Origin of the sequence: Vibrio hepatarius, assembly GCF_001274785.1 — a bacterium.
Taxonomy (GTDB): Bacteria; Pseudomonadota; Gammaproteobacteria; order Enterobacterales; family Vibrionaceae; genus Vibrio; species Vibrio hepatarius.
The window spans coordinates 53,441-66,608 of record NZ_LHPI01000018.1 but is presented as its reverse complement, the minus strand read 5'-3'; the positions used below and the strand labels follow the sequence as shown (position 1 = coordinate 66,608).

Annotated in this window: 14 protein-coding genes; 5 read left to right on the top strand and 9 right to left on the bottom strand. The window is 46.4% G+C overall.

Annotated elements, in window-relative coordinates; translation table 11 throughout:
- Positions 1-18 precede the first annotated feature (18 nt).
- From eexS to AKJ31_RS16815, 7 genes are read right to left on the bottom strand one after another with little or no spacing between them, the layout of a single operon-like run.
- Complete coding sequence (eexS, locus tag AKJ31_RS22660) at positions 19-450, bottom strand: entry exclusion protein EexS (RefSeq protein WP_024015938.1); 432 nt, start codon at positions 448-450, stop codon at positions 19-21.
- A gap of 57 nt (positions 451-507) precedes the next feature.
- Positions 508-1,041 carry a FlhC family transcriptional regulator gene (locus AKJ31_RS16840; protein WP_000566755.1) on the bottom strand — a complete coding sequence of 178 codons (534 nt, stop codon included), beginning with the start codon at positions 1,039-1,041 and terminating at the stop codon, positions 508-510.
- Positions 1,038-1,337, bottom strand: a complete 300-nt coding sequence (locus AKJ31_RS16835) for a flagellar transcriptional regulator FlhD (RefSeq protein ID WP_000210563.1) — start codon at positions 1,335-1,337, stop codon at positions 1,038-1,040. Before AKJ31_RS16835 ends, AKJ31_RS16840 begins: the two co-directional genes overlap by 4 nt.
- A complete protein-coding gene (locus tag AKJ31_RS16830) occupies positions 1,334-1,882 on the bottom strand; it encodes a lytic transglycosylase domain-containing protein (RefSeq protein WP_024015939.1) in 549 nt (182 codons plus the stop codon). Before AKJ31_RS16830 ends, AKJ31_RS16835 begins: the two co-directional genes overlap by 4 nt.
- Complete coding sequence (locus tag AKJ31_RS16825) at positions 1,869-2,531, bottom strand: DUF6475 domain-containing protein (protein ID WP_024015940.1); 663 nt, start codon at positions 2,529-2,531, stop codon at positions 1,869-1,871. Before AKJ31_RS16825 ends, AKJ31_RS16830 begins: the two co-directional genes overlap by 14 nt.
- Positions 2,518-3,387 carry a hypothetical protein gene (locus tag AKJ31_RS16820; RefSeq protein ID WP_024015941.1) on the bottom strand — a complete coding sequence of 290 codons (870 nt, stop codon included), beginning with the start codon at positions 3,385-3,387 and terminating at the stop codon, positions 2,518-2,520. The genes AKJ31_RS16825 and AKJ31_RS16820 overlap by 14 nt, the downstream gene beginning before the upstream one ends.
- 55 nt (positions 3,388-3,442) lie before the next feature.
- The gene (locus tag AKJ31_RS16815; RefSeq protein WP_024015942.1) at positions 3,443-3,694 is read right to left on the bottom strand and encodes a helix-turn-helix domain-containing protein; all 252 of its coding nucleotides are present in this window, start codon (positions 3,692-3,694) and stop codon (positions 3,443-3,445) included.
- Positions 3,695-3,811: 117 nt separating this feature from the next.
- On the opposite strand from AKJ31_RS16815, the gene AKJ31_RS16810 reads away from it, so the two are divergent.
- Together AKJ31_RS16810 and prfC are read left to right on the top strand one after the other, a co-directional pair.
- Positions 3,812-4,459, top strand: coding sequence for a LexA family protein (locus AKJ31_RS16810; protein WP_000854920.1), 648 nt, complete (start codon positions 3,812-3,814; stop codon positions 4,457-4,459).
- A gap of 256 nt (positions 4,460-4,715) precedes the next feature.
- A complete protein-coding gene (prfC, locus tag AKJ31_RS16805; protein ID WP_053410248.1) occupies positions 4,716-6,305 on the top strand; it encodes a peptide chain release factor 3 in 1,590 nt (529 codons plus the stop codon).
- 290 nt (positions 6,306-6,595) lie between these two features.
- On the opposite strand, the gene srmB is transcribed toward prfC, so the two are convergent.
- Both srmB and AKJ31_RS16795 read right to left on the bottom strand, forming a co-directional pair.
- Complete coding sequence (gene srmB, locus AKJ31_RS16800; protein WP_053410247.1) at positions 6,596-7,828, bottom strand: ATP-dependent RNA helicase SrmB; 1,233 nt, start codon at positions 7,826-7,828, stop codon at positions 6,596-6,598.
- Positions 7,829-7,907: 79 nt separating this feature from the next.
- Positions 7,908-8,627: a tRNA1(Val) (adenine(37)-N6)-methyltransferase gene (locus AKJ31_RS16795; protein WP_053410246.1), complete on the bottom strand. Its 720-nt coding sequence runs from the start codon at positions 8,625-8,627 to the stop codon at positions 7,908-7,910.
- Between the two features lie 310 nt (positions 8,628-8,937).
- Between AKJ31_RS16795 and brnQ the strand changes: the two genes are divergently transcribed.
- The 3 genes from brnQ to lysS all read left to right on the top strand — a co-directional run bounded on the left by brnQ (position 8,938) and on the right by lysS (position 13,071).
- On the top strand, positions 8,938-10,251 hold the full coding sequence (gene brnQ, locus AKJ31_RS16790) for a branched-chain amino acid transport system II carrier protein (protein WP_053410245.1): 1,314 nt from the start codon (positions 8,938-8,940) through the stop codon (positions 10,249-10,251).
- 161 nt (positions 10,252-10,412) lie between these two features.
- A protein-coding gene (prfB, locus tag AKJ31_RS16785) for a peptide chain release factor 2 (RefSeq protein WP_157052379.1) occupies positions 10,413-11,511 on the top strand; the annotation gives its coding sequence in 2 pieces (ribosomal slippage) (positions 10,413-10,487 and positions 10,489-11,511; 1,098 coding nt in all).
- 42 nt (positions 11,512-11,553) lie between these two features.
- A complete protein-coding gene (gene lysS / locus AKJ31_RS16780) occupies positions 11,554-13,071 on the top strand; it encodes a lysine--tRNA ligase (protein ID WP_053410243.1) in 1,518 nt (505 codons plus the stop codon).
- The last annotated feature ends 97 nt before the right edge of the window (positions 13,072-13,168 follow it).

Genomic DNA, 13,168 nt, shown 5'->3' with positions numbered 1-13,168 from the left:
CAGCTTGTGGTTGGCTGGCTATTTTTTTGGCTTTTTGGGATACCTTGGATAAAAGCCATCAAAAAACGAATGGAGCTTATACCAATACCATTTTTCTTCAATGCTCAAAGTTCTACCCGAATCTTTAACTTGGCTACTCAAGAATCTAATTCCAGTACAAATAGCTAAGAAAGAGAGTCCCAAACCAACAATTGTCCAACTCGCTTGCCAATATGCGATTGCTACAAGCATAGTGATTATGGCTATAAGTCCGATGGGATTACAGGTCGCTTTGAAACCCAAGTAGCTGAAAAAAACGACGGTGCAGAACAGAAATGGCAAAGCCGCTAACTTGGCAGATGCCGTTAATATTTCTGAAGGAAAGAAATGAGCCGCAGCCAAAGTCGCCAGAAAAAGCCCCAGTGATATAAACCAGCAGCGTGCTGGTAAAGATTTAAGTAAGTTTGTCATCTTCTTAGTACTCTCAAAGTGCACGGGAGGTGCACAATCAAATCATGCATCTGCATGTTAGTTCTCAAAAAGTGCTCTAGTGGTTTGCTCGGCCATAATCTCACACACAGGACATTTAAGCTGAATGCGCTGTTGTGATACCGTCAAATACAGACTGCCGCATCGACACCGGTGTAAGGATGCAAGCTGTGATCTTAAATCACGAGCTAGAACCCAACCTTCATTGATGGTCAGTTTTTTCCAGGGGATCTCAGCTGGAAGATCTGCTTCTTTTCTTGCAACCAAATACGCATCGTAAGCCTTCATCAAAGCATCGATATTTAATTGCTTGTAGACATTATCACCACCAATATTGACATAAAGCGCCATAAGCAGGGAGCCTTCAACTAATGCTCTTCTGCTTTTGACGATGGCATCAGATTCTGGCAATTGACCAGGACAAGGTGACTTGCCAGTCACTTCTTTGTGGAGCCTTCTGATAATGTGGATTGGCAAACCTGTATCGAGCGCGATAATGGTTGTTCGAAATCCGTATTTAATAAGCAGCGAGGCTCGGGTAAATAGCTCACTTTTGGACAGGTTATCAATCATGCATCCCCCTTGTTGTTTAGGGTTGATAATAAATAAGCGATTCTTGGGATACCTGTGCCTTTGCTCTTCACCATCTCAATCAGTTGGCTTTGGTTACCCCTTGGTTGAAACAGCATGAATGATGAGGTCGCCACTCGTTGCAGGTCGTCAACACCAGCATTAATCAGAGCATCAACCACGTCGCGTGTAAGTCCAAAGCGCAAGACGGCCTCTTGCGGATCAATTCGCGCCAATTCTCGTGCTGCGTGTAGGTACGCCAAATTTAATTGATAGAAGTCTTGTTGATTGGTTGTCATTGACGGACCTCCAGTTCATGTAAAATATTGCGATAGATAGAAAGCACTCTTTGCCCATACCAGCGTGCACGCTCTTCGTTCCAACTGTGATAGCGGCCTATGCCAAGCTCTAAATCATTTGGTGAAGACTTGATTGCTTCGGCCAAAATACTTGAGCCGACCGTAAGGTTGGTGATGGGGTCTAGCAGTTCCGCTGCTGAGCTCACCCGATGCCCATGCCAATGCAAATTGATTTGCATAAGGCCAATATCGAGCTGATATTTTTCAGTCTCTTGCAGTGCCTGGTTTAACAGTTGCTCTGCTTCTGTCTTAGATTTGGCGTAGGTTGCGTTTGAACCATTGCGAATTGCGTATGGCCATGGACTGGTCATGTTGAGACCACGATGTGAGGCCGACTCAGCCAAGGCAACGGCGTAGAGCATGACTGGATCAATACCAACGCTATGTGCTGCTTTTTCCCACTGATAGCCCGGAAACGCATAGACTGAAGTGCTTGCGGACATGGCTATCACTAGGGCAATGGTTTTTGCTTTAATCGTTTTCATTTTTGTCCTCTAATTGATTTCCGAGAAGCGCCTGAATGGCTTTCGGGCTTATTCTTTTTAATGGCACTGCGCTAAAGTCGGCGATGCCTCTCGTATAAACTTGTGCCGCTTTTGACCAGTCGCCTACGGCAACCGGCGCTTGCATATCAAATCCTTTTTGCTGGTTCTGATGGTCTGCAATACCCTGTAATAGCCTTGGGTATTCACCCACTTCGTCCCGCAGCAAGTAAGCCTGGTAGCGTGTTAAAAACTCTTTTTGCTTAAAGGGGTATTCCCTGTCATCAACCTTGCAGAGTTCAACCCATCCACCCATGTCTGAAATCACGCGGTGGATAAGCGCATCGTCAAACATCACGGATGTCCAAGCGCCAACCTGACGAACAGCCTTGTCAACTTTGTTCCAAGCAACCATGGCTCTTGAACCTGAGTTGCCGTCGATATGCTTGATGACGTCAGCGGGCTTTGGAAAAAATTGCCCAGTATCCGGTGATTGAATATGCCGAGTCAGACCGATTCGCACTTCTTCAATGCTATAAGCACGAAGGGCTTCAAATGCGATGGATAGCAATTGCGGTGATACGCTTTTGCCATACATGGCCCAAGCTGCTCCCCAAATTTCAGCAAACTCGCGTTTATCAACCTCCTGCACTTGAACGAACCTCCCGAATACCTGGTCCGGCCCAGCTTTCAGCAATGCGGCGATTGCTTTCTTCAATATTCAATTGGTGATTGCTGCCCTTTAGGCTCGTCGATGATTGCTGTACTTCATCAATGCGAACGTACTCGTCTTCCCATTGCCGGTTTAAAAGCCAGTTATGTGGCATAGGGGTCTTAGTCCGATCTTGATACTGCAATCGGTTGTCTCGTTGCTCTTTCCAGCGTGTTAGCACTTCCAAGGCGAGTTCATGGTCTTCATTGAGGCCCATGCGTAGCCATTCTTCTTTGGCTTTCGCTTTTTTTTCTTTGCGTATTTGTACATCCCAGAAGTCTTCAAACTGTATCTGGTCAACAGTTTTAACTGTTGGTTTATTGCTTCTCTCAGAGTCATCCGACCGTTGAGAGTCCCTTACCGGGTTGCCATCAGGCATAAACAATGATGAAAATTCTTCTGGAAGCCGAGCTTGAAAAGCGGCAAGAGATTTCAAAAGCGATGCCATACCAACGAAGTCGGCAGGTACATCTTTAAGCAACCGAAAGGCTGCCTTACCTTGGTTTGGGTTTTCGATTGGGTTGTGCTTCAGAAAGCTTCGAATCAAAGTCCAACCAGATCCCTCGCAACGAATCAGGAACTGATCTTGTTCTAACTCACTTAACGCCTTGGCAACCTGTTGCTCATCCCAGTTCAAGTCAGAAGCAACGTAACCAATCGGCAGTCGAAAGCAGCCAAGCAAATTACAATGTGGGCATGTAAGCAAATACAGTCCTAGCAACTTCGCAGAGTCACTCCAGGACAAAACGTTTTGCTTTAGCCAAAAGCGGGTATAGACCTTGCCATAATCACGCATGGAGGTACTCGCTTCTGTGTTTACGTAAAATGCTGACCATTACTTGCCCTTAATCCTACTGGTTACTGGCTTTCAGCTCGCTTGGGCATTCGGGATAGATGTCCGGTCTTAACTGAGATCGGGTTACCTGTCCTTGCGTAGCTTGTTCGATGGGTAAAACGAATTCAGCGGGAACACGCCCTGATTTATTCAACCAAAACCAGACGTTTTGCTGTTTTGAGTTGATGGCTCTTGCTAATGCTGATTGCCCGCCGACCAAGTCAATGGCACGGCGGAGATGTTTTTGTGTCGTTTTGAACACTTCCATACCGTCTCCTATTACAATAATAACTGTTACAAGATTGAATGTTACAGTTTAAACTGTAGATAAGTCAACAGTTAAAATTGTTGAAAGACTACAGTTTTATTTGTAGAATGCGGGCTTATGAAAACTTTATCCGAACGACTAAACCATGCCTTGCAGCTTACTGGGGTAACTCAGTCTGAGTTGGCTCGTCGCATTGGTATCAAACAGCAGTCGATCAGCCAGATTTGCTCTGGTAAATCGGCTAGGTCTCGTTACACCATGCAGATCGCGGAGGCGCTTCGCGTGAATGCTCATTGGCTCGCCACAGGTGATGGCGAGATTGGCTTGGGGGTCGGTAATGTAGAAGTCGGGCCTGATATTAAGGGAAGAATTCCTCTCATTAACTGGGTTCAGGCCGGTGATTGGACTGAAATAGCGGAGGGATTTGCCCATGAAGATGCTGAGGAGTGGCGTGAAGTCACTGGGAAAGCACATGAGGGTTGTTTCGCACTTCGCGTAAAAGGCGACAGTATGGAAAATCCAAGCGGAAAAAAATCCATACCTGAGGGGGCAGTGATCGTTGTTGATCCTGAGTTACCTTACTCTTCAGGTTCATTGGTTGTTGCGCGTTTGGATGATTCGAAAGAAGCAACCTTTAAGCAGTTGGTTATTGATGGTGAACAGAAGTATCTAAAACCTTTGAACCCGCAATACCCTGCAATACCGATCAACGGCAACTGCACCATCATCGGTGTAGTACGACAAGCTATCATCGATTTCTGGTAGCGAAGGAATTTGTGGTTTAGCCACAGTTGTTCATTAGCTGAAGAAGCAACGATTGCAAACAGCTACAACTGAGCATTGGTGCACGCTGAGAGTAAATGGTAACCGATTAGATAACCATTGATTGTTTATAAAGTCAAGATCAGCGAAAATAGCGGCCAATTACGATTAACACGACGGATTTGACAAGCGAAGAACTGAAAAGAGAGTACTTCCAAAAGTGTGTACAAATCCGTGTACAAACTAAAAGAATTTATACATGGCAAACCAAGATTTTCTTAATGAAATCAATAAGCGAAGGACCTTTGCTATCATCTCTCACCCGGATGCGGGTAAAACAACCATTACTGAAAAAGTACTGCTTTTCGGACGCGCAATTCAGACTGCGGGTACAGTTAAAGGTCGTGGTTCAGCACAACACGCGAAATCCGACTGGATGGAAATGGAAAAAGAGCGTGGCATCTCGGTAACAACCTCTGTGATGCAGTTTCCATACAACGAGTGTCTGGTTAACCTACTTGATACTCCGGGACACGAAGACTTCTCAGAAGATACCTACCGAACGCTAACCGCGGTTGACTCATGTCTGATGGTTATCGATGCGGCAAAAGGTGTTGAGGATCGTACCCGTAAATTGATGGAAGTAACGCGTCTGCGTGACACGCCGATCATCACTTTCATGAACAAACTTGACCGTGATATCCGTGATCCAATGGAACTACTGGATGAAGTAGAAAGCGAGCTTTCTATTGCCTGTGCGCCGATCACATGGCCAATCGGTTGTGGTAAAGAGTTCAAGGGTGTTTACCACATTCACCGTGATGAAACGATTCTATACACCACAGGTCAAGGCCATACGATTCAAGAACTGCGTATTGTTAAAGGCTTGGACAACCCAGAGCTAGATGAAGCAGTGGGTGCCGAGCTAGCAGAGCAATTGCGCGAAGAGCTTGAGCTTGTTATTGGTGCGTGTCCTGAGTTTGACCAAGAGATGTTCTTAGCGGGTGAGCTCACGCCAGTGTACTTTGGTACAGCATTGGGTAACTTTGGTGTCGACCACATGCTTGATGGCCTGACTGAGTGGGCGCCAGCGCCAATGCCTCGTCAGGCAAATGAACGTGAAGTCGAAGCGACCGAAGAGAAGTTCTCAGGCTTTGTATTTAAGATTCAGGCAAACATGGATCCTAAACACCGCGACCGTATCGCGTTTATGCGTATTGTGTCGGGTACGTACACCCAAGGTATGAAGATGAACCACGTTCGTCTTGGCAAGCAGATCAATATCTCTGACGCGGTAACCTTTATGGCGGGTGACCGTTCGCGTGCAGAAAACGCCTATGCAGGCGATATTATTGGTTTACACAACCACGGTACGATCCAAATTGGTGATACCTTTACACAAGGTGAAAGTTTGAAATTCTCAGGTATTCCTAACTTCGCGCCAGAACTGTTCCGTCGTATTCGCCTAAAAGATCCATTGAAGCAAAAGCAGTTGCTAAAAGGTCTAGTACAGCTTTCAGAAGAAGGTGCGGTACAGGTGTTCCGTCCGCTGCAAAACAACGACCTTATCGTGGGTGCTGTTGGTGTGCTTCAGTTTGACGTGGTTGTTGCGCGTCTGAAAGCAGAATACAACGTAGAAGCGATTTACGAAGGCGTAAACGTAGCAACCGCCCGTTGGGTTGACTGCAGCGACGAGAAAAAACTGGAAGAGTTCAAGCGCAAGAACCAGAGCAACCTAGCGTTGGATGGTGGTGATAACCTAAGTTACATCGCACCAACGATGGTAAATCTGAATTTGGCGAAAGAGCGTTTTCCAGAGGTTGAGTTCCGAGCGACCCGCGAACACTAATACTCTTCATATTTGGAGCTCTAGATGCGTTAGCTTCACTCATCCGCCCCAGTCACATAGCGTACTATGCTCCTGGGGTCAGATTCGATTGCTGCCTTGCTATAGCACCAACTATTTTGAGTATAGCGTCTAGCGAAGGGCTCTTTAGGCGTGAATCTTGTCGCTTGTTCTAGCTTCAAATGCTTTGAAGAGGTGACGAATAGCCGGATTCGATTATTCATCGCCTACATACCAATATAAAAAATGCCGCTTCGATTGAAGCGGCATTTTTATTAGCTAAACAGTAATAGTTACTTTTTCTTTTTTACGACTTTCTTTTTCGTTTTTGTAGCGGTCTTTTTCTTGTCGTCTTTTTTCTTTTTCTTAAACACAGGTTTTTTGTGTTTAGGACGCAATTCTTTGATAAAGCGCTCTTTGATTTCTTCTTTTACGTAACGTGCAACACGGTCCATCATCGGTTGGTCGTGTGCTTCTACCAAAGAAACCGCGTTACCTTTCTTACCCGCACGTGCTGTACGGCCGATACGGTGTAGGTAAACGTCGGCGCTACGTGGCATGTCGTAGTTGATTACGTGGCTAACGTCCGGTAAGTCGATACCGCGCGCAGCAACGTCAGTGGCTAATAGTACGTTGACCGTGCCATCACGGAAACGTGCAATCGCGTTGTTACGACGATCCTGAGGCATTTCGCCTTGAATCCAAGCACACGGAATTTGTGCTTTCTCTAGTTCAACGCGCAACTCGGCAAGACGATCACGTGTTTTAAGGAAAATAATCGAACGTTCAGCTTGTTCAGTGATGATCTTCTTCAGCAGCTCGAGCTTGTGGTTCATGTCATCGGCGCGATGGTACCACTGAGCGATCTTTTTACGCTCGCGACGAGACGGTTCAGCATCAATTTCTGCTGGTTCTTTCAGTAGGTCAGCGGTAAAACCTTCTACGCCTTTGCCTTCCAGTGTTGCGGAGAACAAAAGGGTTTGTTTACGCCAGCGACACTCAGAAGAGAGTCGGTCTACTGTTGGACCAAAACCCATATCCAGCATGCGGTCAGCTTCATCTAATATTAGCCATTCGATCGCGCGACAATCAAAACGCTCTGCTTCGATGTATTCCATCAAACGACCTGGTGTCGCAACTACGATATCTTGCGTGGTCGCGAGAATATCGGCGTGCTCTTGGTATTGAACACCACCAGTAATGGTGAAGATATTCAGCTTGGTATTTTTTGCCAGTGCACGCGCTTGGTCAGCAACCTGCATCGCCAGTTCACGAGTTGGCGTCAGGATCAACACTCGAGCAGGCCCTGGTTTACGGCGTGGGAAGTCTTGCAGGAACTGTAGTGCAGGCAGCACGAACGCAGCCGTTTTGCCTGTGCCTGTTGGCGCAGAGGCTAGGATGTCACGACCTTCTAAAGCTTGTGGGATCGCTTCAGCTTGAATCTGTGTTGGACGGGTGTAACCCATTTCTTCGATTGCTTCGAGCAAGTTCGGGTCTAACTCTAATTCAGCAAAATTTTTGATCACTCTGGTGTCTCCACAAGCAACAATTGGTTTAAGGGGGCGTATTATAGTGTGTTCGGTGACAAGGATCACACCTTAATTTTCACATCTTTAAATAAAAGTCTCTGGTCAGTGCAACAAACTCGTTGCTGTACTGGTTGTTCTTACGAATGATCAGTGGCTGTTGTTTGCTTTGGCATGGTGTTTTTACTAACGAAATCAATAAGCGGTTGACCGTTTTGCTCTCCGTTGGCTGCACGTGGCACACGCGGCTTAGATACCAATTATTCTTTAAAGCCAAGTGGATAAACTGGTTACCTTCGGTGATTGGCAAGACGAAATTTGCTGTGCCTTGTTCTGTGAGTAACTCGTAGCAACGAGATAACAGTGCAGAATGGGCGAGTTGGTCGCTGTGTCTTGCCGTCGCTCTTTGGCTTAGTTGAGCTTGCTCACCGTTATTAAAATACGGCGGGTTACAGATAATGGTGTCGAAACACGCCGAAAATGAATAACTCAACACATCTCCTTGGTGAAGAGTGATGCGCTTTGACCACGGAGACTGCGCGAAGTTAAAACTCGCCGCTTCGATGGCATGCGGATCGATATCGATCGCTTCTATCTGACAATCTGGTGATCGCTGAGCACACATTAAAGCCAACAACCCAGTGCCTGTTCCAATATCGAGTAAACGGTGCGTTTTTGTCACGTCGGTCCAAGCGCCAAGCAGTACGCCGTCCGTACTGACAGGCATCCCAGAATCTCCGCCTTGAATGGCAAACTGTTTAAACGTAAAGCTCTTAGTTTTGGGATTCTGTTTGTTCATTTTTTATTCTGTATATTTGTCTTTAATCGGTTATTTAGTGGGGTTGTTAACGCAATGTATAGTTATTTGTTCTATTTTTAGGTTTTTATTTTACCTGATTGTGTAGGGTTAAGTGCTGTATAAATTATTTAATCTAGTCGAACTGACTGGTTTATTGCTGCTTGTATAAATTTATATGGTGTTTTTTGCTTTTACCTTGCGGATAGATGAGCGTTTCGTCATTATGCTCGTGTAAATCTATCGACTGGATAGCAAATTTGTACTATCTAGCGCACACAACATCCACTGAAGAATAAGTAAAGGGTCTCTAGTGAAACAGACTTTAAAACTAACAGATATTATCGCCGTAGGCTTTATGCTTTTCGCGTTCTTTTTAGGTGCAGGCAACATCATTTTTCCACCGTTTGCAGGGCAACTTGCCGGTGACAACCTTTTGCCAGCCATGACAGGTTTTCTTTTAACTGCGGTAGGTCTACCGCTGATCACTATCATTGCAATTGCATTAGCTGGTGGTAGCTGGGAACACATGACCAAAGATCTGCCTAAGCGTGCAGCTATCGTGATGGCAGTACTGATCTTTATCATTATCGGTCCTGCGTTCGCGGCGCCGCGTACTGGTCTAGTGGCTTACGAAATGGCGGTTAAACCGTTTATCGCTGATGCGGGCCAGTTCCACTTAACTGCGTTTTCGATCATCTTCTTTGCGGTCGCGATGCTATTTGCATGGTTCCAAGGTCGTCTGATCGACATGATCGGTAAGATCCTGACACCAGTTCTATTTGTCGGTCTAATTACTCTTGCGGTAGGCGTATTCCTTGATCCTCAAGGTGAAGTGCTAGCGGCACAAGGTGAGTACCTAGCGTACCCACTGCAGAAAGGTTTCCTAGAAGGCTACAACACTATGGATACCTTCGCTTCGCTAATGTTTGGTGTATTGGTTGTTGACGCACTGCGTAGCAAAGGCATTACTGATAGTGCAGCGACAACAAAATATCTAATTAGCGCAGCGTTTATCGCAGCGGCTGGTTTGGCATTTGTTTACATTTCACTGTTCTACTTAGGCGCGACTAGTTCCGCTGTCGCTGCTGGTGCTGATAACGGCGGCGCGATCCTAAGTGCTTACGTTCAGGCGCTATTTGGTCCGTACGGTCAGCTAGTTCTGTCAGCAATCGTTCTATTAGCGTGTTTGACTACCGCTATCGGCCTGATTTCTGCTTGTTCAGATTACTTTAAGTCAATCTCAAAAGTATCGTACAAAGGATGGGTGATCATTGTGGGTACTGCATGTGCGGTCGTGGCAAATGTGGGTCTATCTCAGCTGATTTCCCTATCGGTGCCAGTACTGTTCGCTCTTTACCCTGTGGCGATTGCATTGGTTGCATTGACTTTCGTTCGTAGCAAACTGCCTAATCCAAAAGTGGCTTACCGTGTGGTTATCTTAGTGTCGCTACTATTCGCAATGGTTGACGCAGCGAAAGTTGCTGGCTTCGATGTTTCAGCACTGAGTGTTTTGCCATTGTTTGATGTGGGCATGGGTTGGTTGATTCCAACAGCCGCAGCCATTGTTTGCATGTTCTTTGTCTCAAAATCAAACGAACAAGTATTGGTTGAAGAGACGGCATAATTAGTTGCTCTTGATGTAATTTAATCCCCTGTCATGCAAGGCGTGACAGGGGATTTTTCTATCTAATGAAAGATTATTCAGCTTCAAAATATTCCTGTATCTTCGTCACACTTTTCAGTACAATTCTTCGGTTAAATTCTACTCATAAATGTTGAGCAAACATGTTTGAAATCAATCCTATTAAAAACCGCTTACAGGACGTGTCTGAACGCACGAATGTCCTGAGGGGGTATCTTTGACTATGACGCCAAACAAGAGCGTCTAGAAGAAGTTAACGCAGAACTGGAACAACCGGATGTATGGAACGAACCTGAGCGTGCACAAGCGCTTGGTAAAGAACGTGCATCACTAGAAGCGGTGGTTGAAACCATCAACCAACTAGAGCAAGGCGTAGAAGACGTTGAAGGTCTATTGGAACTTGCGGTTGAAGAAGAAGACCAAGAGACCTTCGATGAGATCGAGCCAGAACTCGCTGAGCTTGAAGCGAAGCTAGAGCAGCTTGAATTCCGTCGTATGTTCTCGGGCGACCACGATTCGTCAGACTGCTACATCGACCTGCAATCAGGTTCGGGTGGTACAGAAGCACAAGACTGGACTTCAATGATGCTGCGCATGTACTTGCGTTGGGCTGAAGCGAAAGGCTTCAAAACGGAAGTGATCGAAGTGTCTGAAGGCGAGGTTGCCGGGCTTAAAGGTGCAACGGTTAAGATCTCCGGTGAGTACGCTTACGGTTGGTTACGTACAGAAACCGGTGTTCACCGCCTGGTGCGTAAGTCTCCATTTGACTCAAGTGGTCGTCGCCATACTTCGTTTGCATCTGCGTTTGTCTACCCAGAGATTGATGACAACATTGAGATCGACATTAACCCGTCTGATCTACGTATTGACGTATACCGCGCATCGGGTGCGGGTGGGCAGCACGTTAACACCACGGAATCTGCGGTACGTATTACCCACGTTCCAACCAACACAGTGGTGCAATGTCAGAACGACCGTTCTCAACATAAGAACAAAGACCAAGCGATGAAGCAGCTTCGTGCAAAACTGTTTGAACTTGAGATTCAAAAACAGAATGCTGAGAAGCAAGCCAACGAAGATGCGAAATCTGACATCGGTTGGGGTAGCCAGATCCGTTCTTACGTACTGGATGATTCACGTATTAAAGATTTACGTACCGGCGTTGAAAACCGTAATACACAAGCGGTTCTCGACGGCGACCTAGACAAATTTATTGAAGCTAGCCTGAAATCAGGTCTTTAAGCTTTTCACCGACACTCAAATCGAAACAGGATACATCGAAAAATGACTGATGCTGTTCAAAACGACAACGCACAAGAAGAGAATAAGCTAATTGCAGAACGCCGCGCGAAACTGGACGAGATCCGTAAGAGCTGCAAAGCAAATGGCCACCCAAACGACTTCCGTCGTGACGCGCTAGCGGGCGACCTTCAAAAAGAGTTCGGTGAGAAGACGAAGGAAGAGCTAGAAGAGCTTAACCACGTCGTTGCGATCGCTGGTCGTATCATGGCGAAACGTGGTCCTTTCCTAGTCATCCAAGAGACTTCTGGCCGCATTCAAGCGTACGCTGCAAAAGATGTACAGAAAGAGCTTAAAGAGAAGTACCAAGGTCTAGACATCGGTGACATCATCGGTGTGAAAGGTGCTCTGCACAAGTCTGGTAAAGGCGACCTATACGTAAACATGGAAGAGTACGAGCTACTAACCAAAGCACTACGTCCTCTACCAGAAAAATTCCACGGTCTGACTGACCAGGAAATGCGTTACCGTCAGCGTTACGTTGACCTAATCGTGAACGAAGATTCACGTAAAGCGTTTATCGTTCGCTCTAAACTGGTTTCTGCGATTCGTAACTTCATGAGCTCAAAAGGCTACCTAGAAGTTGAAACGCCGATGATGCACGTGATCCCTGGCGGTGCGACTGCGCGTCCGTTCATCACTCACCACAACGCACTAGATATCGACATGTACCTACGTGTTGCTCCTGAGCTTTACCTGAAGCGTTTGGTTGTAGGTGGTTTTGACCGTGTATTCGAAATCAACCGTAACTTCCGTAACGAAGGTCTGTCTCCTCGTCACAACCCAGAATTCACTATGATGGAATTCTACCAAGCTTATGCGGACTACAAAGATCTGATGGATCTGACTGAAGAGATGCTAAGCACAGTGGCAATGGAAGTTCTAGGTTCAACATCAATGCCTTACGGCGAAGAGACGGTTGAATTTGGCGGTACTTACGCGCGCATGAGCATGTTTGAAGCGATCAAACACTACAACCCTGAGCACGCAGAAATCCAAGCCCTAACGGAAGCTGATCTACAAGACCGTGAAAAGATGGTTGCGATTGCGAAATCAGTACACGTTGAAGTGGAACCATTCTGGACATGTGGCCAGCTATTAGAAGAGATCTTCGGCGAAACGGCTGAACCTCAACTGATTCAACCAACATTCATCACTGGTTACCCTGCGGACATCTCTCCACTAGCGCGTCGTAGCGATGACAACCCATTCTTCACTGACCGTTTCGAGTTCTTTATCGGTGGTCGTGAAGTGGCGAACGGCTTCTCTGAGCTTAACGATGCAGAAGACCAAGACGCACGCTTTAAAGCGCAAGTTGACGCGAAAGACGCGGGCGATGACGAAGCAATGTACTACGATGCAGACTACATCACTGCACTAGAGCACGGTCTTCCGCCAACAGCAGGTCAAGGTATCGGTATCGACCGTCTAGCGATGCTATTTACCAACACGCACACGATTCGTGACGTGATTCTGTTCCCAGCGATGCGCCCACAAGCGTAACTAACTGGTTTAAATCATGTCAAAAAGCCACCTTCGGGTGGCTTTTTTTATACCTAACTGAGCACATTATTACCTACAGCGTACGCCGCAAGATGGA